The sequence below is a fragment of the Vibrio sp. TRT 1302 genome (assembly GCF_050113875.1).
GTDB lineage: Bacteria > Pseudomonadota > Gammaproteobacteria > Enterobacterales > Vibrionaceae > Vibrio.
This window is the reverse complement of record NZ_JBNJOF010000006.1, coordinates 121,915-146,109: the sequence shown is the minus strand read 5'-3', so window position 1 is coordinate 146,109 and position 24,195 is coordinate 121,915. Positions and strand designations below refer to the sequence as shown.

Annotated in this window: 20 protein-coding genes; 6 read left to right on the top strand and 14 right to left on the bottom strand. The window is 44.5% G+C overall.

What is annotated here, in order from left to right; translation table 11 throughout:
* Both ptsP and rppH read right to left on the bottom strand, forming a co-directional pair.
* The gene (gene ptsP / locus ACQEXP_RS10795; protein WP_426969818.1) at positions 1-2,247 is read right to left on the bottom strand and encodes a phosphoenolpyruvate--protein phosphotransferase; all 2,247 of its coding nucleotides are present in this window, start codon (positions 2,245-2,247) and stop codon (positions 1-3) included.
* 2 nt (positions 2,248-2,249) lie between these two features.
* Positions 2,250-2,768: an RNA pyrophosphohydrolase gene (rppH, locus tag ACQEXP_RS10790; RefSeq protein ID WP_138972120.1), complete on the bottom strand. Its 519-nt coding sequence runs from the start codon at positions 2,766-2,768 to the stop codon at positions 2,250-2,252.
* 632 nt (positions 2,769-3,400) lie between these two features.
* On the opposite strand from rppH, the gene mutH reads away from it, so the two are divergent.
* Positions 3,401-4,066 (top strand): DNA mismatch repair endonuclease MutH, encoded by a 666-nt coding sequence (gene mutH, locus ACQEXP_RS10785; protein ID WP_269377399.1) that lies wholly within the window; start codon positions 3,401-3,403, stop codon positions 4,064-4,066.
* Here the strand turns inward: mutH and ACQEXP_RS10780 are convergent.
* Positions 4,063-4,374, bottom strand: a complete 312-nt coding sequence (locus ACQEXP_RS10780; protein ID WP_426969816.1) for a DUF6482 family protein — start codon at positions 4,372-4,374, stop codon at positions 4,063-4,065. The two genes, mutH and ACQEXP_RS10780, sit on opposite strands and share 4 nt — an antisense overlap.
* Positions 4,375-4,502: 128 nt before the next feature.
* On the opposite strand from ACQEXP_RS10780, the gene ACQEXP_RS10775 reads away from it, so the two are divergent.
* Entirely contained in the window at positions 4,503-5,537 is a 1,035-nt protein-coding gene (locus tag ACQEXP_RS10775; protein ID WP_426969814.1) for an NADP(H)-dependent aldo-keto reductase, read from the top strand.
* A gap of 37 nt (positions 5,538-5,574) precedes the next feature.
* Here the strand turns inward: ACQEXP_RS10775 and ACQEXP_RS10770 are convergent, their stop codons facing one another.
* The 5 genes from ACQEXP_RS10770 to brnQ all read right to left on the bottom strand — a co-directional run bounded on the left by ACQEXP_RS10770 (position 5,575) and on the right by brnQ (position 12,100).
* Complete coding sequence (locus ACQEXP_RS10770; protein WP_138972123.1) at positions 5,575-5,826, bottom strand: DUF1127 domain-containing protein; 252 nt, start codon at positions 5,824-5,826, stop codon at positions 5,575-5,577.
* Positions 5,827-6,328: 502 nt separating this feature from the next.
* The gene (gene vpsR, locus ACQEXP_RS10765) at positions 6,329-7,663 is read right to left on the bottom strand and encodes a cyclic-di-GMP-binding transcriptional regulator VpsR (RefSeq protein ID WP_269377402.1); all 1,335 of its coding nucleotides are present in this window, start codon (positions 7,661-7,663) and stop codon (positions 6,329-6,331) included.
* Positions 7,664-7,970: 307 nt separating this feature from the next.
* On the bottom strand, positions 7,971-9,488 hold the full coding sequence (gene lysS / locus ACQEXP_RS10760) for a lysine--tRNA ligase (RefSeq protein WP_426969812.1): 1,518 nt from the start codon (positions 9,486-9,488) through the stop codon (positions 7,971-7,973).
* Positions 9,489-9,526: 38 nt separating this feature from the next.
* A protein-coding gene (prfB, locus tag ACQEXP_RS10755; RefSeq protein WP_138972126.1) for a peptide chain release factor 2 occupies positions 9,527-10,625 on the bottom strand; the annotation gives its coding sequence in 2 pieces (ribosomal slippage) (positions 9,527-10,549 and positions 10,551-10,625; 1,098 coding nt in all).
* Positions 10,626-10,786: 161 nt separating this feature from the next.
* Positions 10,787-12,100 carry a branched-chain amino acid transport system II carrier protein gene (gene brnQ / locus ACQEXP_RS10750; protein WP_138972127.1) on the bottom strand — a complete coding sequence of 438 codons (1,314 nt, stop codon included), beginning with the start codon at positions 12,098-12,100 and terminating at the stop codon, positions 10,787-10,789.
* Positions 12,101-12,407: 307 nt separating this feature from the next.
* On the opposite strand from brnQ, the gene ACQEXP_RS10745 reads away from it, so the two are divergent.
* Complete coding sequence (locus ACQEXP_RS10745; protein WP_426969852.1) at positions 12,408-13,124, top strand: tRNA1(Val) (adenine(37)-N6)-methyltransferase; 717 nt, start codon at positions 12,408-12,410, stop codon at positions 13,122-13,124.
* Between the two features lie 89 nt (positions 13,125-13,213).
* Entirely contained in the window at positions 13,214-14,449 is a 1,236-nt protein-coding gene (gene srmB / locus ACQEXP_RS10740; RefSeq protein ID WP_426969810.1) for an ATP-dependent RNA helicase SrmB, read from the top strand.
* Between the two features lie 184 nt (positions 14,450-14,633).
* Here srmB and prfC read toward each other — a convergent pair whose 3' ends face one another.
* Positions 14,634-16,223, bottom strand: coding sequence for a peptide chain release factor 3 (gene prfC / locus ACQEXP_RS10735; RefSeq protein ID WP_269377407.1), 1,590 nt, complete (start codon positions 16,221-16,223; stop codon positions 14,634-14,636).
* Positions 16,224-16,434: 211 nt separating this feature from the next.
* On the opposite strand from prfC, the gene ACQEXP_RS10730 reads away from it, so the two are divergent.
* Positions 16,435-18,486 carry a putative bifunctional diguanylate cyclase/phosphodiesterase gene (locus tag ACQEXP_RS10730; protein ID WP_426969808.1) on the top strand — a complete coding sequence of 684 codons (2,052 nt, stop codon included), beginning with the start codon at positions 16,435-16,437 and terminating at the stop codon, positions 18,484-18,486.
* Between the two features lie 7 nt (positions 18,487-18,493).
* Here the strand turns inward: ACQEXP_RS10730 and rimI are convergent, their stop codons facing one another.
* Entirely contained in the window at positions 18,494-18,937 is a 444-nt protein-coding gene (gene rimI, locus ACQEXP_RS10725) for a ribosomal protein S18-alanine N-acetyltransferase (protein WP_426969806.1), read from the bottom strand.
* Positions 18,938-18,939: 2 nt separating this feature from the next.
* On the bottom strand, positions 18,940-19,338 hold the full coding sequence (locus ACQEXP_RS10720; RefSeq protein WP_426969805.1) for a DNA polymerase III subunit psi: 399 nt from the start codon (positions 19,336-19,338) through the stop codon (positions 18,940-18,942).
* 55 nt (positions 19,339-19,393) lie between these two features.
* Here ACQEXP_RS10720 and ACQEXP_RS10715 point away from each other — a divergent pair, with 55 nt between their 5' ends.
* Entirely contained in the window at positions 19,394-19,843 is a 450-nt protein-coding gene (locus tag ACQEXP_RS10715; RefSeq protein ID WP_426969803.1) for a hypothetical protein, read from the top strand.
* 58 nt (positions 19,844-19,901) lie between these two features.
* On the opposite strand, the gene glmM is transcribed toward ACQEXP_RS10715, so the two are convergent.
* The 3 genes from glmM to ftsH form a co-directional block, all read right to left on the bottom strand.
* The gene (gene glmM, locus ACQEXP_RS10710; protein WP_269377414.1) at positions 19,902-21,242 is read right to left on the bottom strand and encodes a phosphoglucosamine mutase; all 1,341 of its coding nucleotides are present in this window, start codon (positions 21,240-21,242) and stop codon (positions 19,902-19,904) included.
* 30 nt (positions 21,243-21,272) lie between these two features.
* The gene (gene folP, locus ACQEXP_RS10705) at positions 21,273-22,103 is read right to left on the bottom strand and encodes a dihydropteroate synthase (RefSeq protein ID WP_269377415.1); all 831 of its coding nucleotides are present in this window, start codon (positions 22,101-22,103) and stop codon (positions 21,273-21,275) included.
* 66 nt (positions 22,104-22,169) lie between these two features.
* Positions 22,170-24,134 (bottom strand): ATP-dependent zinc metalloprotease FtsH, encoded by a 1,965-nt coding sequence (gene ftsH, locus ACQEXP_RS10700; protein ID WP_269377416.1) that lies wholly within the window; start codon positions 24,132-24,134, stop codon positions 22,170-22,172.
* Positions 24,135-24,195 lie beyond the last annotated feature (61 nt).

The window sequence follows — 24,195 nt, the reverse complement described above, 5'->3', positions numbered from 1 at the left end:
CTATTTGTTACCTGCTCGGATAAAGCCCGCGAAGCCCTTATCCTCAAAAAATGACTGCATCATAGTATAAATGTTATGACCATAAGGTTGCATCAGAGCTTTGTCAGCCAGTTGTTGCAATTCTCCAGTTTCGGTATGGCGCAACAAGTACTTCACCTTAGCAACGTTTGAGGTATTCATACTGAGACTTCGGTAACCTAAACCGACCATCAATAACGCTCCAATTGGGTCACCGGCGAGCTCACCACAGATACAGACTGGAATATTTAATTCCTGACAGGTCGAATGAATGTGCTTGAGAGCCATGATCACCGAAGGGTGCATTGACTCATAAACATCCGCTACACGAGAGTTGTTGCGGTCAACCGCTAGCAGATACTGAGTTAAGTCATTAGTACCGATAGAAACAAAGTCGACTTTATTGGCAATCAACGGCAGCAGATAGATCATCGATGGAACTTCGATCATCACTCCGATTTGTGGCATGCGAATGCGTTCATCTAACAGCACCGCTTCTTGGTGAGCGCGTTCTATTATAGCAATCGCATCATCAAGCTCTTGAGCCCCAGAAACCATAGGTAACAAGATACTTAAATTCTGATGAGTGGCACTCGCACGCATCATTGCGCGAATCTGCATCAAGAAAATATCGGGATGATCCAACGTAAAACGGATCCCTCGCCAGCCTAAAAATGGGTTGTCTTCCTCAATGGGTAGATATGGCAATGCCTTGTCTCCACCCACATCCAAGGTACGCATCACGACACGTTTATCTGGATAGGTGTCTAACACAGCTTGATACTGCTGAGTCTGCTCTTCTTCTGACGGAAACCTGTGTTGAAGTAAGAAAGAAATCTCGGTTCGATAAAGCCCTACGCCGTCGACACCTTGGTTAATCGCAATATTGGCATCAGCACTCAAACCCGCATTCAACATCACCTCAATTCGCTCCCCATCTTTGGTAAAAGCGGGTTCTTCGATGCGTTGATTAACCTTGTTAGCCAATTCACGCTCTTCGTTAGCTAAAGCTCGGTACTCGCGTAGTAATTGTTTGTTTGGCGAAATCAGTATTTTGCCGCTGTAACCATCGACGACACCCAATTTGCCTTTTATCGCTTTAGGGTTAAGGTTAGCCCCCATAACCGCGGGAATGCCTAATGCGCGGGAAAGAATCGCAGCGTGAGAGTTGGCCGCGCCCTCCAGTGAGATAACCGCGAGTAACTTATCTTTGGGAATCGAAGCGAGCAAACTTGCCGTCAACTCCCTCACGACTAAAATAACGGGTTTATCAATGACCGTTCTATCTTGATCCGTGTTGTACAAGAAGAACAATAACCGTTGCCCCAATTCGCGGATGTCCTGAGCTCGTTCTCTGAGATAAACATCTGACATACGAGCAAAACGGTTAGAGTAGGATTCGACCACTTGACGCAATGCCCAGTCCGCTCGATCCCCTTTCTGAATCTGCGCCTTTAAATCTTTGCGCAGCATAGGATCATTCAGCAGGTGGGTAAACAGATCGAAGATCGCTAACGCATCTTTATTAATCTCGCTATCAAGTCGCTTTCGCATTCGGCGAAAATCATTCAACGCCTCTTCGATCGCCAACAGTAACCACTCTTGTTCGCGCTCAATATCCAACGTCGATGCAGGATAAACATTCGTCAGATCAGGCTGGGTGTCATCCCACCAAAAATCACCTATCGCCACCCCTGATGAAGCTGGTACACCACGTATTGCTTGCTGTTTTTTCTCAAGACGCCAATGTCCCTGAGTTTGGGCATGGGCAATGATAACCGCAAGCTGAGCCGCCAGCGTGACTAAGAATGACTCCTCCATCTCATTAAATAAGCGAGGCGTTTTTTGCTGAACCACCAATACTCCGAGAACTTGCTTACGGTAGATAATTGGCGTGCCAAGGAAGCTTTGATAAATCTCTTCACCAAGCTCGGAAAAGTACTTGAAATCGGGGTGTTTTGAGGCTTCAGCAATGTTAAGAGGTTCAGCACTACGCTTAACCAAACCAACGAGACCTTCACTAAAGCGAATATGGATTTTGTCGCCTTTGAAACGCAGGCCTTGAGTCGCCATTAACTCTAAGCGCTGCATCTCTTCGTTAGCGAGATAGACAGTGCAACACTCAGTGCTCATCGCACTGCATGTTTGTTTAACCAAGATATCTAAAGCCTGATGAACTTCATCGACTTTAGAAACTTGTTCAACTATTTCCCTTAGTTGAGAAAGCATGTCTATCCTCTTTTGTGTTTACGTTTGCCTTTCACTCTGCGTTCTTTAAATGGCATTGCCATTGATGCAAACTCTTTCATTGCCCGACGATAAACATCGCGCTTAAAAGAAACCACTTGTCTGACTGGATACCAATAACTTACCCAACGCCAACCATCAAATTCAGGGGAACTACCACGTTGCATGTTGATCCTTGATTCATCACAATCTAAACGCAGTAGAAACCATTTCTGTTTTTGGCCGATACAAACAGGCTTAGAATCCCAACGAACTAGCCGCTTAGGTAACTTGTACCTCAGCCAATGACGACTCGTTGCTACGATTTTTACGTCTTTTTTGCTAAGACCAACCTCTTCATATAACTCCCTGTACATTGCTTGTTCAGGGGTTTCACCTTCATCAATCCCTCCCTGAGGGAATTGCCAAGAGTGTTGTCCGTATCGTTTTGCCCAGAAGACCTGACCATGGCTGTTACAGATTACAATACCCACATTTAAGCGGTAACCATCGCCATCTATCACTGGCCAACCTCTAATAAATTCTTAATTACAGTGATTTTTCCACATATCCCCAATATGAGCAAACTTACTAGTGTGACTAACACACAAAATATTGCTTCGGACACCAAAAATGGATAACTTTTAATCAAACCAAAGGTTACTCACACAGTTGTGAGACATAGCCCACATTTATTCACCTTTTCTGTGTATAAGTATGTGAAGAATCAATGAGAAAGTGATCAATAAGCATACAGCGTGAGAAGAAAGCACATAAAAAACACGAAAAGAACAGAAACAAACAAAACAAAAACAACAACTTAATCAGAATCACCAAATGTCATAAAGGCCTATCGTTAGAGCAATTCATCCTCATGTTCAGATCGGTCAAAGATCCACCAGCAGTGCATTTATCCACACCACGATCATCAAGAGTCACCATGCGAGCAAAAACTCAAGCTATTTTGTCTGCCTAAACCCCTGTTAATTCATACATGCCTGCAAAAATTTCACCTTTTTTCGTCATCACCTGTGGATAACTAGTTGAGCGTTGATCTTTTCGCCAATTTTTCGAACTGTTCGATCTTTGCTTGTTGGTCGTAATTTGAAAGTAATTCGCTACAATAAGCACATTGAACCAACCGCCACCAACCGATATGAAATCAGAGCCTAAGTCCGAGCAAGAGTTACTCTCCAGAGCCTGCGATATTGCGGGAATGTCCTTTCAAGAGTTAGCGGCAGAAGCCGACATTGATGTGCCACCCGATCTTCGTCGAGATAAAGGATGGGTTGGACAACTATTGGAGTGGCATCTAGGAGCAACCGCGGGCAGCAAGCCACAGCAAGATTTTGAACAACTGGGAATTGAACTAAAAACAATTCCGATCAGCTATACCGGAAAACCACTCGAAACAACTTTTGTTTGTGTCGCTCCACTCATCGGTGTTCACGGCCTAACGTGGGAAACCAGCCACGTGCGTAATAAACTGTCACGCGTGCTTTGGGTTCCAGTAGAAGGAGAACGCGAAATCCCCCTATCGGAAAGGCGAGTGGGCTCTCCTCTCATATGGTCACCAACAGAGGAAGAAGAACAGCAACTGCGAACTGACTGGGAAGAATTAATGGAAATGATCGTGCTCGGTCGCGTTGAACAAATCACCGCACGTCACGGAGAAGTGCTACAACTTCGCCCGAAAGCAGCAAACAGTCGTGTTCTAACTGAGGCCTATGGTGCCACTGGAAAGCCAATCAAAACCCTGCCGCGAGGTTTTTATTTAAGAACCCAATTTACGGCAAAGATTTTGGAGAACAACTTCATTTAGTGAGTTGTGAGCAATATCTCTTGATCATGATACAAAGGGCCATCACCTAAACCACATTCATCATAAGTATTGTGTAAACGAAGATATGCCCTCTCCACTCCCAAACGACTAAGTTCATCTTTGACTTGTTCTAGTGAGTCAAAGTGAACGGGGTCATCGTCGATTCTGACGGGTTCGAGTTTGTGCTTATATTCAACTGCGAGCAAGTATTGAGATAGGTCTGAACAGCCTATAACAAACACCTTAGGTGGTTGGTAACTTTCTTTGTGTTCACCATGAATCCACTTATGTAACTGAGTTTTTTGCATTCTTCACCTCCAGTATTCAATAGTAGTCAACTTGCGCAATTTTGCGAATTTGTTAGCTGTCCCCTTTTCTATTGATACTCGATTCCCCTATAGTGGGATCATATCTCTCTTTACAACAAGGAAGGTCGATGCAATACAACAAGCTACCTCACTCCACATTGGAGATTAGTAAGATCTGTCTTGGCACGATGACATTTGGTGAACAAAACACCGAGCAAGAAGCATTCAGCCAGCTGGATTATGCATTGGAACGTGGTGTGAACTTCATTGATACCGCTGAAATGTATCCTGTCCCACCACAAGGCCAATCACAGGGTCTAACGGAGCAATTCATTGGTAATTGGTTAGCTAAATCCGGAAAAAGAGAAAAAGTCGTCCTCGCGACAAAAGTCGCAGGCCCGCGTAATGTTCCCTACATCCGCGAAAATATGAGCTTAGATCGTCGCAATATCCACTTAGCCATCGACGAAAGCTTAAAACGTCTGCAAACCGACTATGTTGATCTTTACCAACTGCATTGGCCACAACGAAAAACTAATTGTTTTGGTCAACTGAATTACCCTTATCCTGACACACAGGAAGAGGTAACGCTAATTGAGACACTTGAAGCGCTAGCTGAGCTAATTAAGGCTGGGAAAATTCGCTATATCGGCGTATCTAATGAAACGCCTTGGGGTGTGATGACATTGCTGAGGCTAGCGGAAAAGCATGAGCTTCCGCGAATCGTATCAATTCAAAACCCTTACAACTTGCTCAATCGTAGTTTCGAAGTTGGCTTATCAGAAATCAGCCATTATGAAGGTGTTCAGCTTCTCGCCTACTCACCATTGGCCTTCGGTTGCTTAAGTGGAAAATACCTAAATGGACATAAACCAGAAGGTGCTCGCTGTTCTTTGTTCGAACGCTTTGTCCGCTATTTTACTCCACAAGGTATTGAAGCCACTCAAGCATACGTAAATCTAGCGAGAGATCATGGCTTAGATCCTGCTCAAATGGCGTTAGCTTTTGTTAATCAAAGACCTTTTGTCGCAGCCAATATCATTGGTGCGACAAACTTGGATCAGCTTAAATCAAATATTGATAGTTTAGATGTCGTTTTAACTGATGAGTTGCTTCAAGGTATTCAAGAGATTGGGACGACTTACTCCAATCCTTGTCCATAGTGTTTAGTCGGGCAGGCGAAGCCACCTGCCCTTTTAATTACGTCGGTATTCGCGCACTTAGCACACGACGAAGATGACGAATGCGGCGTTCGGCCTTAACGCTGTCTGGCTCAGAAAAGCCGATTGGGCGTCCATCTAGCTCAAGACCAATATCACGTAATAAATGCTCATTATTCCATGGAATATCGAACGCACTGCGACGTAATTTTCGTTTCCATTGCTTCTCTTCACGACGTAGATCAGCCTTAACCAATAGTGTTGCTAGTTTTAGATATACAGAATGACTCATGAGTTTTCTCCAGTTGAGTATGGTAGCTGGGAAAAGATCAACGAATCGATAAAGATCAATAGGGTGTTTTAATTCGCTGCTTTTCCGCAGCCAATTAAAAAATGTGGATACGGACTAATTACATTAGGTCAGTTAGTTTTCGATCGGCGCCAAACGCACTGCACTTGGAGTCAGCCATCTTAGCGATGGTTAGATCGATAGAGACACAAATAAATGATTTAACAGTGATATGTTTCATTGTGTGCCTCCTAGCTAATGTAATAATCCAAAGTTTGATAGGTATGAGCTCTAGCTCATGGTTAAATTCTAACCATGAAGGTTATAAATTCAACCCTTTTTTGTCGATAAGATTAAAACAATTTTTTAACCCAAAAATAACCAAAATGGATAGTTAGATATAATATATTCAACTTGGTTATATCTATATGACAGAGCATTATGCGTGCCAAATAAAAAAGCCACACTCGGGAAGAGCATGGCTTTTTATTTACAAAACAAACAATTAGACAGTAACGTCAGAGATCAGGTTATGTTTGTTCAACAAACGATACATTGTTGCACGTGATACACCGAGCTCTTTGGCTGCCATAGACACTTGCCCTGCATGCGATTCAAGAACCAAAAGTAGTGCATCTCTCTCGCTACGCTCACGAATGCTCTTGAGGCTACGGCGGCTATCACTGCGCTTTGGTAAATCGAGATGAACTTCATCTAACATCACGGTATCCGACATTAGCACCACTCGTTTAATCTGGTTCATGAGTTCACGAACGTTACCAGGCCAATGGTAGCGAGTTAATGCTCGGGTTGCTTCTTCAGTGAAGCTGCGGGCCTGAGCATTGTACTCTTTCGAGTACTCCTGCAAGAAATGGCGAGCCAAAATAGCAACGTCCCCTGCACGCTCTTTCAGGCTAGGGACATTAATGCGTAATACATTGATATAGTGATAAAGCTCTTCGTTGAAGTCACCATCAATCAATGCTTTTTCGATATCTGCTGAGTTAGCGGCTAAAACACGCACATCAACCTCTTTACGGCCTGATGCTGTATCAACCATACCTTCTTGAAGGAATCTGAGCAGATTGAACTGCTGAGATTTAGGTAAAGTCAAAATATCATTAAGGAGGATGGTTCCTCCGTGCGCTTTTTCAAGAATCGAGGGTTCACTTAAATCATCACGATTGATACCAAATAGATCGCTCTCAATACGGCGCTCTGACATCGCTCGACAGTTCACAGAGATGAATTCTTTGTTTGCTCGGGCAGACGTTCGATGAACAGCTCGAGCCACCGTCTCTTTTCCTGTACCACTCTCACCATATATAAGAATGCTGACATCAGTTGGACCAATGCGTTTAATCTGATCACGAAGACGTTTTACTGGGATAGAATCACCAATCATTCCCATGTCACTTTGATTGCCATAATGAGGCCATACTTTCTTCTCTAGCTTGAGCATTCCAAGCTGGTGTCCGATTGTACTAAGAAGCTGCGCATCTGGAATTGGTGCAGTAAAAAAGTCGATACAGAAGTTAACAATGAACTGACAGATAGTATCTGAACTCAATTGAGACTCTCTGATAAACGCTAACCAGCGAACTTGCTTATGTTTGCTCACTAGGTTTGCTATACCGTTAAGACTAAACTCATCATGGCTTAGATCGACGATGCCAATACAAGGGCCTGTTTCAGTAAACAGCGCATCGGCCTTTCGTAAATCTCCACACTGAGTACATCTCCAACCTACCTGCTCTAACACTGAAAGCCACGGTTCGTAGGTCCCTCCCACTACGACCAAAGAACCCGGAACGGAATCCATTCGGAATTGACTACCCATGAAGCATATTCCTTATTATTGATAATATGAATACAATGTGTGCCTAGGCACATATAAATCTATTTGGTTACATTATAGAGACTCTGGCAGAGAATCTGTCTCAATAATAAGACTAGAGGTTGAATCGCCCTTTTTCCATACGTTGTGAGAGTAGATTCAAACTATTTTACCGCCATAAATAAAATTTCATTATCTTACCGAATGACATCCTTTCTTTATCACTGAATAACTTAGCGATAGAAAATCACCAAACTAACGATAGAAATAAAAAAACCACCCGAAGGTGGCTTTTTTAACTAATTGGTACTTACGCTTGAGGACGCATCGCAGGGAATAAGATTACGTCACGGATCGTATGAGTATTAGTAAATAGCATCGCCAGACGGTCGATACCAATACCTTGACCAGCTGTTGGTGGTAGGCCGTGCTCAAGAGCAGTGATGTAGTCTGCATCGTAGTACATAGCTTCATCGTCACCAGCATCTTTTGCATTTACCTGAGCTTTAAAACGCTCATCTTGGTCTTGTGCATCGTTAAGCTCAGAGAAGCCGTTTGCTACTTCACGACCACCAATGAAGAACTCAAAACGGTCAGTAAAGAACGGGTTATCATCACTACGACGAGCCAACGGAGAAATGTCCGCTGGGTAACCAGTAATGAAGGTAGGTTGAATTAGCTGAGGTTCTGCTGTTTCACCAAAGATCTCTTCAAGCAGCTGACCACATGTCCAGAACGTTTCCACTTCAACGTGAACAGACTTAGCAATCGCAACCATCTTGTCGCGATCTTGAAGATCCGCTTCCGTTAGAGCTTGAATGTCTGCATGCTCAGGGTTGTAGTGTTTGATCGCTTCAAACATGCTCATACGAGCGTATTTACCACCAAACTCAACCGTTTCATCACCGTAAGGCATTGATGTCGAACCTAGCACGTCCATCGCAACCGTACTTAGCATCTCTTCAGTCAGATCCATTAGATCTTTGTAATCAGAGTATGCTTGGTAGAATTCCATCATAGTGAATTCTGGGTTATGACGTGGAGATAGACCTTCGTTACGGAAGTTACGGTTGATCTCGAATACGCGATCAAAACCACCAACCACTAAACGCTTTAGGTATAGTTCAGGCGCAACACGCAAGTACATGTCGATGTCGAGTGCATTGTGGTGAGTAACGAATGGACGAGCCGTCGCACCACCAGGAATAACATGCATCATTGGTGTTTCAACTTCTAAGTAACCTTTTGAGCTCATAAAGTTACGAATCGCTGAAACCAATTTAGAACGAATGATGAATGCTTCACGAGAGTCTTGGTTAACGATAAGATCAACGTAACGCTGACGGTAACGCATCTCTTGGTCAGTCAGACCGTGGAACTTCTCTGGAAGTGGACGAAGTGCCTTAGTTAGCAATTCGTATTCTTCCATGTTCACGTAAAGATCACCTTTACCAGATTTATGTAGCGCACCTTTAACACCAACGATATCGCCGATATCAAGACCTTGGTATTTGTCTTTTAGAACTTTTTGAACGTCTTTATCTGCGTATGCTTGAATACGGCCAGACGTTTCTTGAATCACTAGGAACGGACCACGCTTAGCCATGATACGGCCTGCAACCGCGACGACATGGTTTAGCTCTTCTAGCTCTTCCTTCGTCTTTTCACCGAACTCTTTTTGAAGGTCGCCCGCTAGCGCGTCACGACGGAAGTCGTTTGGGTGGCCGTTTGCTTTACAGCTCTTACGGATCTCGTCCAATTTAGAGCGGCGTTCTGCAATCAGCTTGTTTTCTTCTTGTACGTTGTCGTTTTGAACAGCATCAGTCATTTTCGATGTATCCTGTTTCGTAAGTGTCGGTGAAAAGCTTAAAGACCTGATTTCAGGCTAGCTTCAATAAATTTATCTAAATCGCCGTCAAGAACCGCTTGAGTATTACGGTTTTCAACGCCAGTACGTAAATCTTTAATGCGAGAATCATCCAATACGTAAGAACGGATTTGACTCCCCCAACCAATGTCAGATTTAGCGTCTTCGTTCGCTTGTTTTTCCGCATTTTGCTTTTGAATCTCAAGTTCAAAAAGCTTTGCGCGAAGCTGCTTCATTGCTTGGTCTTTGTTCTTATGTTGAGAACGGTCATTCTGACACTGCACAACCGTATTGGTTGGTACGTGAGTAATACGTACCGCAGATTCTGTCGTGTTAACGTGCTGACCACCAGCACCAGATGCACGGTAAACATCAATACGCAGATCAGCAGGGTTAATGTCGATCTGGATGTTGTCATCAATCTCAGGATAAATAAACGCAGAAGCAAACGAAGTATGACGGCGACCACTTGAATCAAATGGCGATTTACGAACTAAACGGTGAACACCTGTCTCGGTACGTAACCAACCATAAGCATACTCACCAGAAATCTTAACCGTCGCGCCTTTTAGACCAGCGACTTCGCCTTCTGATACTTCAATAACCTCAGTTTTAAAGCCTTTAGCTTCAGCCCAACGCAAGTACATGCGCAGCATCATTGAAGTCCAATCTTGCGCTTCTGTACCACCAGAGCCTGATTGTAAATCAATGTAGCAATCCGAAGCGTCATGGTCTCCAGAGAACATGCGACGGAATTCTAGCTTTTCTAACTTAGATTCAAGCTCAGCAAGTTCAGGCTCGATCTCATCAAACGTTTCTTGATCTTCTTCTTCTACAGCCAGCTCTAGTAGCCCTTCAACATCTTCCACACCTTGAATGAGAAGATCGATAGTTTCTACAACCGCTTCCAATGATGAACGCTCTTTACCTAGTGCTTGAGCACGTTCAGGTTCGTTCCATACATCTGGCTGTTCTAATTCTGCGTTGACTTCTTCTAGACGCTCTTGTTTTGCGTCATAGTCAAAGATACCCCCTCAGGATATTCGTGCGCTCAGACACATCCTTTAGGCGGTTTTTAATAGGATTGATTTCAAACATGTTTGCTCAACATTTATGAGTAGAATTTAACCGAGGAATTGTACTCAAAAGTGTGATGAAGATACAGGAATTTTTTATCGCTGCATAAAAACTCAAATGCAAAAAAAATCCCCTGTCACGCCTTACGCGACAGGGGATTGTTAACTAGATAAGATGAGAAATTATGCGTTCTCTTCCGCCAATACTGGCTGTTCAACTTTGCCAACAAATAGCATTGCAACCATAGCGACAACCGTTGGTAGTAACCAACCCATGCCGATATCAAATAACGGCAACATGTTTAGTGCTGATACATCAACACCCGCAACCTTGGCAGCGTCGATCAATGCAAACAGTAAAGAGACAAGGATCACCACACGGTATGCCGCTTTAGGGTTTGGTAATTTCTTACGAAGGAAAGTCAGTGCAACCAAAGCAATAGCAACTGGGTATAGTGCGAATAGAACCGGTACCGACAGAGCGATCAGTTGTGAAAGACCCACATTAGCAACCACCGCACATGCTACACCATTGATAATAACCCAAGTCTTGTATGAAATTGGCGTCAGTGAACTAAAGTAATCTGAACACGCTGACACAAGACCAATCGCCGTTGTCAAACACGCTAACAATACAATCACAGAAAGCACAAGCTGACCGTAAGGACCAAACAGAGACTGCACATAGAGGCTCAAGATCACGCCACCGTTATCTGCACCTGATGCAACCGTTGCACTTGTCGCACCAAGATAGAACAGAGATACGTACACAAATGTCAGGCCAGCCGCAGCAATACAAGCTGCACTGATCAAGTACTTAGACGTTGCTTTTTGCTCTGTAATGCCTTTCTGGCGAAGTGCATCAACAATCAATACACCGAACATTAATGAGCCGAAGGTATCCATGGTGTTGTAACCTTCAAGGAAACCTTTTTGCAACGGATGAGTCAGATATTCGCCCTGAGCCGCGATCAATTGACCTTGTGGATCAATGAATACCGCAACAGCCAATACGATCAGACCTAGGAACAATACCGGTGTTAGAACTTTTCCAATCACATCAATCAGCTTGCCTTGTGACCATGCAAAAAACATAGCAACAGCAAAGAAAAGGATTGAAAATAGAGTCAGATGAGACTGCGCCGCGTCAGCGAAGAAAGGTTTCACCGCCATTTCGTATGCAACCAAACCTGTACGTGGTGCCGCGAATGCTGGGCCAATGATGATAAAAATCAACACAGCCATAATCATGGCTCCGCGTTGCGGAAGATCCTTGGTCAGATGCTCCCACGAGCCTCCTGCAACAGCAATAGCAACGATAGTAATAAGAGGTAGACCTACTGCAGTTAGAAGAAAGCCTGACATTGCAGGAATAACGTTTTCACCAGCCAATTGACCAGCTAGAGGTGGAAAGATGATGTTGCCTGCACCCAAAAAGAAAGCGAATAGCATAAAGCCTACCGCAAGAATATCTGTTAATTTTAAAGTCTGATTCACTGTCGACCCTTTACTTATAATCTAATGAATGTTGTGTTTGTTGGATGGTCAATAATTGCCGTCCACTCTTTAAATTAAGGCGCGCATAATGACGAAAACCTCATCAACTCGCAACCCAAAGGCGAAAAACACCATATAAATTTATAATTACAAGCAAAATGCAGCACATATCACTACATCAAACAAATTGAGCAGTCGTATAAACTAACCAAAAACTGTTACACACCCAGAACAAACAGCACAATAAACCAAACAAATTATTAACAACAGATCAATTAACTCAAAAAACAACCAATTCCCGATAAAGATAAAATCAATGAATAAAACCAAAAGCTTTGAGTTCAAACAATTTAAAATTGATGGCGGCTATTCTGGCATGCCAGTAAGTACCGATGGTGTCTTACTTGGTGCGTGGATGGATCTTACCGAGTGCGCATCACTGCTCGATGTGGGCACGGGAACAGGTCTACTCAGTTTGATGTGCGCTCAGCGTAAACCGACATTGTCTATTGAAGCGATCGACATAGAGAAAAATGCCATTGCAGCCGCAAATTTTAACTTCTTGTCTTCGCCTTGGTCTGATCGAATAACACTCCATTATAACGATGTTCTCAAACATCAATTTGCTCATAAATTCGATGCCATCATCTGTAATCCTCCTTACTTTAATAGTGGAGAACAAGCCGCAAATAGCGCTCGGGCCTTGGCGAGACACACCGACAGCTTAAATCACACTCACCTCCTTGAACGCTGTTGGTCACTGCTGACCCCGAAAGGTTGTGCCAGTTTTGTTCTACCTATCGTTGAAGGTGAACAATTTATCGCTATCGCACTATCGCTCGGTTGGTCTGTAAAAAGATGCTGCTCTATCAAACCAACCGCCAACAAACCAGTAAGCCGATTATTATTTGAACTGAGTAAACAATCCGTTGCGACCCAATATCAAAACCTGACAATTCATCAAGCTACTGGCTATTCCAGTGAATTTATTGACCTAACCAAAGACTTTTATCTCAAGATGTAAAAAATAAGGTGTGATCCTTGTCACCGATCACTCTATAATATGTCCCCTTAAATTATTGCTCACACCAACTCGCTTGTGGAGACATCATAGTGATCAGAAATTTTGCTGAATTAGAGTTAGATCCTAATCTACTCCTCGCAATTGAAGAAATGGGTTATGACCGCCCGACACAAATTCAGGCTGAAGCGATCCCACAAGCTTTAGATGGCCGTGACGTATTGGCTTCTGCACCTACTGGTACAGGAAAAACAGCAGCATTTGTGCTGCCTGCATTGCAGTTTTTGCAAGATTTTCCGCGTCGTAAACCAGGGCCCGCGCGTGTTCTTATCCTGACCCCAACCCGTGAATTGGCAATGCAGGTAGCCGATCAAGCACGTGCGCTAGCAAAGCACACAAGCCTCAACATATTTACCATTACTGGTGGTGTTCAATACCAAGAGCACGCTGATATTCTTGCAACAACTCAAGATATCGTGGTTGCGACACCAGGTCGTTTGATGGAATACATCGAGTCTGAGCGCTTTGATTGTCGCGCGATCGAATGGTTAATTCTCGATGAAGCGGATCGCATGTTAGACATGGGCTTTGGTCCAACCGTTGATCGTCTCTCATCAGAATGTCGTTGGCGTAAACAGACCCTACTTTTCTCTGCCACATTAGAAGGCAAAGGTGTTGAGGGCTTCACTGCCGATCTACTTAATGACCCAGCAGAAGTTGATGCCGAACCATCGCGTCGCGAACGTAAGAAGATTTCTCAGTGGTACCACCGCGCAGACGATATGTCGCACAAACTGGATCTGCTGAAGAAGATCCTTACTGAGCAAGCAGAACGCTCCATCGTCTTCTTGAAAACACGTGAACGTCTCGCCGAGCTGCGTGTTGAGCTGGAAAAAGCACAAATCGCTTGTGCTTGGATCCAAGGCGAAATGCCACAAGATCGTCGTAACAATGCCATCAGTCGCTTCCGCGACGGAACGGTAAACGTATTACTTGCAACGGACGTTGCCGCTCGTGGTATCGACCTTCCAGATGTGAGTCACGTCATCAACTTCGACATGCCACGCAGTGCTGATGTTTACTTACACCGTATTGGCCGTACTGCCCGTGCAGGTAAGAAAGGCAACGCGGTTTCTCTAGTAGAAGCTCATGACCAACCAATGATGGATCGTGTAGCGCGTTACGTTAAAGAAGAGATCAAAGAGCGTTTCATTAAAGAGATGCGTCCTAAACACAAAAAACCTGTGTTTAAGAAAAAGAACAAAAAGAAAGACGACAAGAAAAAAACTGCCACTAAGGGCAAGAAGAAAGTCGGAAAGAAAAAGTAATAGAATCGAGAGAAGTTTAAAGGGTTGGCACTTAGTGCCAACCCTTTTTTTAACTCAAACAGTTTAGCTCAGAAAAGACCTAACGCCTCACTCACATCTCGATTCTAGAAATCCGATGTGAACTAAAAAAATACCGCCCATACAGGCGGTACTTTAATAACTAAACCTTCAACGATGAACAGTATCAGTGTTCGCGTGTTGCGCGGAACTCCACGTCTGGGAAACGCTCTTTCGCCAAATTCAGATTGACCATAGTTGGGGCGATGTAAGTCAGGTTGTCACCACCATCAAGTGCTAAGTTTGACTGGTTCTTACGCTGGAATTCATCCAGTTTCTTCCCGTCTGTACACTCAATCCAACGTGCTGTTGCTACGTTAACGCCTTCATAAATCGCTTCAACGTTGTATTCTGCTTTTAAGCGAGCAACAACAACATCAAACTGCAGCACACCAACCGCACCAACGATAAGATCGTTGTTTTGTAGTGGACGGAAAACCTGTACCGCTCCTTCTTCTGAAAGCTGAACAAGTCCCTTTAGCAACTGCTTTTGCTTCAATGGATCTTTCAAGCGGATACGACGGAAGAGTTCTGGAGCAAAGTTGGGAATACCAGAGAACTTAAGTGATTCACCTTGAGTGAAGGTATCACCAATCTGGATAGTACCGTGGTTGTGAAGACCAATGATGTCACCCGCATAGGCATCTTCTGCACGTGAACGGTCACCTGCCATAAAGGTCACCGCATCAGAAATATTCACCTGCTTGCCAATACGTACATGGTTCATCTTCATACCTTGCTTGTAGGTACCAGATACAATACGCATGAACGCGATACGGTCGCGGTGCTTAGGATCCATGTTTGCCTGAATCTTAAATACGAAACCAGTGAAGTTCTCTTCATTTGCTTTCACTTCACGTTCATTAGCCTGACGTGACATCGGAGCTGGTGCCCATTCAGTTAAGCCATCCAACATGTGGTCAACACCAAAGTTACCTAGCGCGGTACCAAAATAGACTGGCGTCAATTCACCGGCCAAGAATAGCTCTTTGTCAAATTCAGGGCATGCGCCGATAACCAACTCGAGCTCTTCACGTAGCTGCTCTGCAAGATCGCTACCAACGGCTTCATCAAGTTCTGGATTCTCCAACCCTTTAATGATGCGAGACTCTTGGATGGTATGGCCCTGACCCGTGCTATACAAAATGGTCTCATCGCGATGGATATGGTAGACACCTTTGAACTCTTTACCGCAACCAATTGGCCATGAGATCGGTGCACAAGACATCTTGAGTTCACTTTCAACTTCGTCTAGCAGATCCATTGGATCGCGGATATCACGGTCCAATTTATTCATGAAAGTAACGATAGGCGTATCACGTAAACGTGTTACTTCCATCAGTTTGCGAGTACGGTCCTCGACACCTTTCGCAGCGTCGATTACCATCAAACATGAATCAACGGCAGTAAGCGTGCGATAGGTATCTTCCGAGAAGTCTTCGTGTCCCGGTGTATCGAGTAGGTTAACGAGGCACTCATTGTAAGGAAACTGCATAACAGAGGTTGTTACCGAGATGCCACGCTCTTTTTCCATTTCCATCCAGTCGGACTTAGCGTGTTGAGCAGAACCGCGACCTTTAACTGTACCCGCTGTTTGGATCGCGCGTCCGAACAATAGTACTTTTTCTGTAATAGTTGTTTTACCCGCATCTGGGTGCGAGATGATTGCGAAAGTTCTACGCTTAGAAACTTCGCCAAGAAAAGGTGTATTTGACATGAGAGAGTCTTCTTCTGTCTATAAGCTAAAGAGGGCTATTACTCTAGCCCTAGCGGTTCGATTCAATTTTGCGCGGTATTTTCTCTTATATTGAACTGGGGAGCAACTTCATCAATGAAAATGAGCAAAAAAGCACTTCAAATTAGTTACAAATTAAAATATCAATAAATATGAGCTATAACTAAAGGAGTAGAGGGAACTGATCTGAACTATGGCTAAAAGCAAAAAAATTAACTCATTAGCTTTTCGGCAAGCAAAAACCGTTTTCTTAGTATCGGTGATATTGGGGATCTGTTTTAGCTTGTACCATATTTTGGTGGATTTGCATCAGGAGCAGAAGCGGATTCAAGAGCATTATCAGTTCAAGTTGCTGCAAAATTACTCCAATGCGAGTCAAGCGGCTTATCATTTGAACCAACTGCTTGCGGAACAAGTAGCTTCCAGCCTGATGATGGATAATGCCGTATATAAAGTCCAAATTGTCGATGACTTTGGCGACACCCTAACTCAGAAAGAGCGCAATATTTCTCTGCAAAGCACCTTCACAGAAGCGCTATCCAGTTACCTAACACCCACGACTCCCGTTTTTACTACAGAACTACATCAACCGAACTCTCATGTTGTGGTAGGGTCATTAAGCTTCTCGGTCAATGGGGCTTACATTGCAAAAAACTTTATTGCAAAGACAACGCAAATTCTACTGTTTGACCTGTTCCGTAACATCTTGCTGACCTCTATCTTGCTGATGTTCTTCTATCAGAAATTGTCTAAGCCTCTCGTGACACTTATTGATTGGGTCAGATCACTCCAAGACAACAAGAGTGACCTCCCTCCTCCAACTCAGTATCGCGATGATGAGCTAGGTCAACTTGCTCAAACTTTCCATACACTTTGGAAGGACAGAGAAGCGGCCGAGGTTAAACTCAATCAACTCGCTTATTACGATTCATTAACTGGCCTTGCTAACCGCAGCCTGCTGTTACAGCTTTTGAGTAAAGCCATCGACGATGCCAATAGCAGTAAACAAGCAGGGACACTGTTTTACCTCGACTTAGATCGCTTTAAGACTATCAATGACTCTCTGGGACATACCATAGGTGACAACCTTATCAAAGCCATCTCAAAACGTATTGAAGCTTGGTTGAAGACGGACTTCACGGCTGCGAGAATCGGCGGGGATGAGTTTGCTCTGCTGTTACCACACACAAATGCAGAAAAGGCTCACGAACTGGCTCAGCAATTACTGGCACTCGTATCTAATCCTTATTCCATTGATGATCACCAACTTTACTGCACCGTTAGTGTTGGTATCGCCGTTTTCCCTTCGGTGGGCAGCACGAATATCGACGTTTTGCGTCAAGCCGATACAGCACTCTACCGTGCCAAAGTCGCAGGCCGTAACAAATACATGTTTTACGAACCAGAGATGCAAGCGCAGGTCGAGTCGTTTCTGGAAATCGAAAAAGGATTGCATGAAGCGATCAATAAAGGGCAACTGGAACTCTATTACCAACCACAGGTTGATGATAAGCACCATATCGTTGGGGTCGAAGCGTTGATCCGCTGGAACCACCCAGAAAAAGGGTTGTTACCCCCTGGGGTGTTTATGCCGATAGCAGAAGAAACTGGACAAATATTGCAAATCGGTAACTGGATTATCGAACAGGCTTGCTATCAGTATGCCTCTTGGAAAAAGCAGAATATTCTGCCTGAGACATTCCGCCGATTAGCCATCAATATCAGCCCTTTGCAGTTCTCACAAAACTCCTTTGTAGAGCACATCGTCGACTCTCTGACACAAGCTGGCATCAGTGGTGAGCATATTGAGTTGGAAATCACTGAGAATTTACTGCTAGAAAATGTCGATGCTGCGATTCAAAAAATGACGGAGCTTAAAGAGCACAACTTAAAGACATCGATCGATGATTTTGGCACGGGTTACTCATCTCTGCGCTACCTGAAACACCTATCCGTCGACGTCCTTAAAATAGATCGCTCATTCGTCACCCAACTACACTTAGATGAGAGTGATCAAGCAATAGTCGATACCATCATCATGACGGCTCAAAGATTAAAACTGGAAGTCATTGCAGAAGGTGTCGAAGACGCTTATGAGTTACAAGCGCTCAAACAGTTGGGCTGTGCTCAGTTTCAAGGCTATTTGTTTGATAAACCCCTCCCCGTAGCAGAGCTGACAGAGCGCTTCGAGAGAAACCACTATCCAATCGACGAACCGACTCCCGTAAAAGCCGTACAAAAGTAATGAGGGACTAAAAGAAGATGTAGCTCATGATAATTGCATCTTCTTTGCCTGATGCTGTTGGGTAGTAATTGCGGCGACGGTCCACTTCGTTAAACCCGATAGACTCATACAAGCCAAAAGCATTGTGGTTGCTTTCTCTTACCTCTAACCATGCACTGTCAGCCTGTGCTTGTTCGCACATATCGAGAAAAGCTTCCATGAGTTGTTTGCCAAATCCTTTCCCTTGATAAGCAGGAGAAACGGCAATATTCAGCAAAGTGACTTCACCTACAATGTTTTGCGCATAAAAATAGCCAACAACCTGATTATCATCGCACAGCACATGGTGGCAACCACCGCGACTATTAATATCTCGAACCATGTTTTCTGACCATGGATGAGAGTGTGCCTGACGTTCAATGTTCCAGACTTGATCTAAATGTTCTGGCAGTAATGGGGAGATTTTTAACATGGCTATTTGTACGAACAGATTTGTTGCCACAGCGCTCGACGCTGATCGTTATTACCATCAATATCACTGAGCAAAGGAGAAGATAACACCTTCCCTTGCACATCAGGCTGTACTTCACAGCCCGCAAACCAAGCCCACTCTAACTGGTGGTCCGGTAACTGACTCATTTGGTGAGGAAAGATGTGTTGTGCTTGTTCCAAGTTTAGATTGATGCTTTTCAATACCCTTTCAAACAAAATTGCTGTCTCATTTTTCGGATATTGGGGTGAGATCAGCACAAGTTGACAAGACTCTTGCAAAACAATGCGAGGGGCTTGATAGCCTTGCAGTCGTTCTGGATGGGTCAGCTCATAGCACTGAATACCCATCTCTTGTAAATACTCTAGCTCGTGTTGTGGCATAAGGATTCGTCACTGGTTTGAACGAGGCAATCGTAACATAAAACAAAGAGGCACTATGAAACATTTCATCACCCTTTTGCTTTCCTCACTGATTATCCTTATCGCTCCACAAACTTTCGCGCAAAGCAGCGATGACTGGGTAATGATCAGCGATAAAGTGGTCAACTACAAATCTGAAACAGATACGGTAGAACCCCTTGCGTACGTTAGCCAGCGTAACTTTAGCAAACTAAAGATTAAAGTCGTCCAAGGTACCGTTAACTTAAAGAATGTCGTAGTGACTATGTCTGATGGTAGTAGAAAAGAACTTCAATCTATGGGTACTTTAACCAAAGGTATGTCAACCAGAGTCTGGACTCTGCCTGGCGGAAAAGATGCCAAGTTTAAGAAACTTGAGATGACATACGATAGCTGGGGAAGTACGACTCTAAGTGCAGTCGGCCTCAGTAAGAAAGCAAAGATCGAAGTTTGGGGTAAAAAGCGTACCGAAGAAGATGAAGAATAACGTCCTGCGATAAACAAACGCCACCGATATCGGTGGCGTTTTTGCATTGGGTTTGTCGTTAGAAGCTCGCTTTCACTGCCGCGGCAATTTTAAGTGCCGAAGATTGAACCAGTTGTGCATCCTCGCCTTCAACCATCACTCGGATCAAAGGCTCTGTGCCTGATTTACGCAATAAGACTCGACCTTTTTCGCCAAGCTCAGCTTCAACTTCAGCCGTCGCTTGCTTGACTGCATCGGCATCTAGTGGATTAGAATCGCCTTGGAATCGAACATTTTCCAGTACCTGAGGGTACAATGTCATTCCCTGAGATAAGTCATGTAGCGACATATCGCTGCCCACAACTGACGCTAATACCTGTAGCGCCGCAACAATAGCGTCTCCCGTCGTGACCTTATCTAACAAGATAACGTGACCCGAGTTTTCTGCACCGATTTTCCATCCTTTTGCAAGAAGTTGCTCCATCACATAACGATCACCAACAGCCGCGCGAACAAATGGAATACCCAGTTGTTTTAGGCCATTTTCCATACCAAGGTTAGTCATTAGCGTACCAACAACACCACCCTTTAGCTCACCACGACGCATGGCATCACGAGCGATGATATACGCGATTTGGTCACCATCCACTTTATTGCCTAAATGGTCGACCATGATGATACGATCGCCATCACCATCAAAAGCCAGACCAAGTGCCGCACCTTCCTCTACAACTCGCTTTTGCAGAGCACGTACATCCGTCGCACCAACTTCATGGTTGATGTTCGTACCATTGGGTTCGATGCCCATCGCCACAACATCAGCACCTAACTCGCTAAATACTGCCGGTGCAATATGGTAAGTTGCACCATGAGCACAATCGACAACGATTTTAAGACCCGCCAAACTTAACTCTGATGGGAAGGTGCTTTTACAAAATTCGATGTAACGGCCCGCAGCATCGTTTAAACGAGATGCTTTACCTAGCAGGGCTGATTCAACACATTCAATATCTTTATCAAGTTCGGCTTCAATCGCTAACTCGATATCATCAGGTAACTTGGTACCTTCAGAAGAGAAAAACTTAATACCGTTATCGTAATACGGGTTGTGAGATGCAGAAATCACAATCCCCGCTTCTGCGCGGAAAGTTTGCGTCAGGTATGCCACAGCAGGCGTTGGCATTGGACCCGTAAAGGTTGCTTTCAGTCCCGCAGCGGCTAAACCCGCCTCTAAAGCGGATTCAAGCATATAGCCAGAAATACGTGTATCTTTGCCAATAATGACCTTCTTCGTCCCCTGTTTAGCCAGTACACGGCCCGCAGCCCATCCAAGTTTAAGGACAAAGTCTGGTGTAATCGGATATTGGCCAACTTTGCCACGTACACCATCGGTACCAAAATAGCGTCTCTTATCAGACATAGTGAATCCTTTTTATAATCATTTTTCTGCTCAGTGGTTTTGACTAACCATTGAGACAATCTTCATAGCATCAAGCGTTTGTTCAAAATCGTGGACACGGATGATTTGTGCGCCTTTCATGGCTGCGATTGTAGCGCAACTGACACTCGCTGCAATACACTCATCAGGTGCTTTATCAAGCAACTTAAACAACATGGATTTACGCGACATTCCCGCTAGAATCGGCAAACCAAATTGATGGAACTGTTCTAAATGCGCCAACATATGATAGTTGTGCTGTAAAGTTTTGCCAAAACCAAAACCAGGATCGAGAATAAGCTGACTACGCTGAATCCCGACCTTTTCACACGCTTCTATACGCTCTTGCAAAAACTCGCCCACTTCTTTAAGTAAATCTTCGTAGTGAGGATTCGACTGCATTGTCCGTGGCTGACCTTGCATATGCATTAGACAAATTGGCAACCCAGATTGAGCCGCGACATCTAGCGCCCCTGGCTCTTGTAAAGCACGAACATCATTGATGATATCCGCACCGGCTTCAATCGCTTGGCGCATTACTTCAGCTTTGCTGGTATCGATAGAAATCCAGACATCGTGATGCTTTCTAATCGCTCGAATAACCGGAATAACACGTTGCAACTCTTCTTCCAACGCGACATCAGGTGCACCAGGGCGCGTCGATTCACCACCGATATCGATGATGGTGACCCCTGCTTCAATCATTCGCTGCGCCTGAGCGAGCGCATTATCTAGTGAGTGGTATCTACCGCCGTCAGAAAAGGAATCAGGGGTGACGTTTAGAATTCCCATGACCTGCGGTTGCGACAGGTCCAGCGATTTATTGTTTGCTTTCAGAATCATACTTGGGCTCTTGACCTTTAAATACAAAAACCCCGAGTTGCCTCGGGGTTTCTTTTAAAAGCTTAGTTACTCAGAGTCTTTTTTCTCTGCTGCTTCTGCTGATGATGTTTCTTGAGAAGTCGTCGGCTCTTCTGCTTTTACTTCAGAATCTTGTGCTTCACTTTTCTCTTCAGGTTCAGACTTTTCTTCTTGCTTGCTATTGGCGTTACTTCCCCAACCTGCAGGCTCACGAATTTCTGTCTTGCGTTCCATCAGATCATCAATTTGACCAGCATCGATAGTTTCGTACTTCATCAGTGCGTCTTTCATCGCATGCATAATATCCATGTTCTCTTCAAGGATCTTACGCGCTCGATCGTAGTTACGGTCAATGATCTTACGGACTTCGTCATCAATGAGTTTCGCAGTATCGTCAGACATATGTTTCGTCTGAGTAACGCTGCGACCAAGGAATACCTCACCTTCTTCTTCTGCGTAAAGAAGTGGACCAAGTTTCTCGGAGAAGCCCCATTGAGTCACCATTTTACGCGCGATATCAGTCGCACGTTCGATATCGTTAGAAGCACCCGTAGAGACCTTATCGACACCGTAGATCAGCTCTTCAGCCAAACGACCACCATACAGACTTGAAACCATTGACTCCAAGTGTTGACGCGACATGCTGACGCGATCTTGCTCTGGTAAGTACATAGTGACACCAAGCGCACGACCACGTGGAATGATAGAAACTTTGTACACTGGGTCATGTTCAGGAACCAAGCGACCAACAATTGCGTGACCCGCTTCGTGATAAGCCGTTGATTCTTTCGTTTCTTCAGACATCACCATTGAACGACGCTCTGCACCCATCATGATTTTGTCTTTAGCCAGTTCAAACTCAACCATTGAGACATTGCGCTTATTACCACGAGCGGCAAATAGCGCGGCTTCGTTTACTAGGTTGGCAAGGTCTGCACCCGAGAAGCCTGGTGTACCACGTGCGATAAGAGAAGGCTCTACGTCACCAGCAAGTGGGACTTTACGCATGTGAACTTTAAGGATCTGCTCACGACCACGTACATCTGGAAGACCAACGACAACCTGACGGTCAAAACGACCAGGACGAAGAAGTGCAGGGTCGAGTACGTCTGGACGGTTAGTCGCCGCAATCACGATAATACCTTCGTTGCCTTCAAAGCCATCCATTTCAACCAGCATTTGGTTTAGTGTCTGTTCACGCTCATCGTGACCACCACCAACACCAGCACCACGTTGACGACCTACCGCATCAATCTCATCGATAAAGATAATACACGGCGCAGCTTTCTTCGCTTGTTCGAACATGTCACGTACGCGCGACGCACCCACACCAACGAACATTTCAACGAAATCAGAACCAGAAATAGTAAAGAATGGAACTTTGGCCTCACCCGCAATCGCTTTAGCAAGTAGGGTCTTACCTGTACCAGGAGGACCAACCATCAGAACACCCGTTGGGATCTTACCACCAAGCTTTTGGAAGCGGCTTGGATCACGAAGATAATCAACCAGTTCTTTGACGTCTTCTTTTGCTTCATCACAGCCAGCAACATCACCAAACGTGGTTTTGATTTGCTCTTCGCTCATCATTCGAGCTTTGCTCTTACCGAAAGACATCGCGCCTTTGCCGCCACCGCCTTGCATCTGGCGCATGAAGAAAATCCATACACCAATCAGTAAGATCATTGGGAACCATGAAATGAAGATAGTACCTAGCAGGCTTTGCTCTTCTGGAGGTGTACCTTGTACTTTCACATTTTGATTAATTAGGTCATCAAGTAGCTTTTGGTCGTAGACTGGCATGTAAGTAACATAACGCGCGCCGCCGCCACGACGAGTGAAAGAAATTTCACCGTCTTTAAAAGTTGCTTCCTGAATCTGGCCTTGGCCAACTTCCTGTACAAATGTGGTGTAATCCACCGCTCTGCCATTGCTTTCTCCAGGGCCAAAGCTCTGGAAAACCGACATCAAGACGACGGCGATAACAAGCCACAGAATTAAATTTTTTGCCATGTCACTCAAGGTGTAAGCCTCTCGATAACTAATTGTAATTAAAGGTAGGGTACTACAGTTT

What these genes read in the sequence shown, in the direction of transcription:
- ptsP (WP_426969818.1), bottom strand. Translation starts at nt 2,247, where the DNA reads ATGCTTTCTCAACTAAGGGAAATAGTTGAACAAGTTTCTAAAGTCGAT.
- mutH (WP_269377399.1), top strand. Translation starts at nt 3,401, where the DNA reads ATGAAATCAGAGCCTAAGTCCGAGCAAGAGTTACTCTCCAGAGCCTGC.
- ACQEXP_RS10780 (WP_426969816.1), bottom strand. Translation starts at nt 4,374, where the DNA reads ATGCAAAAAACTCAGTTACATAAGTGGATTCATGGTGAACACAAAGAA.
- ACQEXP_RS10775 (WP_426969814.1), top strand. Translation starts at nt 4,503, where the DNA reads ATGCAATACAACAAGCTACCTCACTCCACATTGGAGATTAGTAAGATC.
- ACQEXP_RS10770 (WP_138972123.1), bottom strand. Translation starts at nt 5,826, where the DNA reads ATGAGTCATTCTGTATATCTAAAACTAGCAACACTATTGGTTAAGGCT.
- vpsR (WP_269377402.1), bottom strand. Translation starts at nt 7,663, where the DNA reads ATGGGTAGTCAATTCCGAATGGATTCCGTTCCGGGTTCTTTGGTCGTA.
- lysS (WP_426969812.1), bottom strand. Translation starts at nt 9,488, where the DNA reads ATGACTGATGCTGTTCAAAACGACAACGTACAAGAAGAAAACAAGCTG.
- prfC (WP_269377407.1), bottom strand. Translation starts at nt 16,223, where the DNA reads ATGTCAAATACACCTTTTCTTGGCGAAGTTTCTAAGCGTAGAACTTTC.
- ACQEXP_RS10730 (WP_426969808.1), top strand. Translation starts at nt 16,435, where the DNA reads ATGGCTAAAAGCAAAAAAATTAACTCATTAGCTTTTCGGCAAGCAAAA.
- rimI (WP_426969806.1), bottom strand. Translation starts at nt 18,937, where the DNA reads ATGTTAAAAATCTCCCCATTACTGCCAGAACATTTAGATCAAGTCTGG.
- ACQEXP_RS10720 (WP_426969805.1), bottom strand. Translation starts at nt 19,338, where the DNA reads ATGCCACAACACGAGCTAGAGTATTTACAAGAGATGGGTATTCAGTGC.
- ACQEXP_RS10715 (WP_426969803.1), top strand. Translation starts at nt 19,394, where the DNA reads ATGAAACATTTCATCACCCTTTTGCTTTCCTCACTGATTATCCTTATC.
- glmM (WP_269377414.1), bottom strand. Translation starts at nt 21,242, where the DNA reads ATGTCTGATAAGAGACGCTATTTTGGTACCGATGGTGTACGTGGCAAA.
- folP (WP_269377415.1), bottom strand. Translation starts at nt 22,103, where the DNA reads ATGATTCTGAAAGCAAACAATAAATCGCTGGACCTGTCGCAACCGCAG.
- ftsH (WP_269377416.1), bottom strand. Translation starts at nt 24,134, where the DNA reads ATGGCAAAAAATTTAATTCTGTGGCTTGTTATCGCCGTCGTCTTGATG.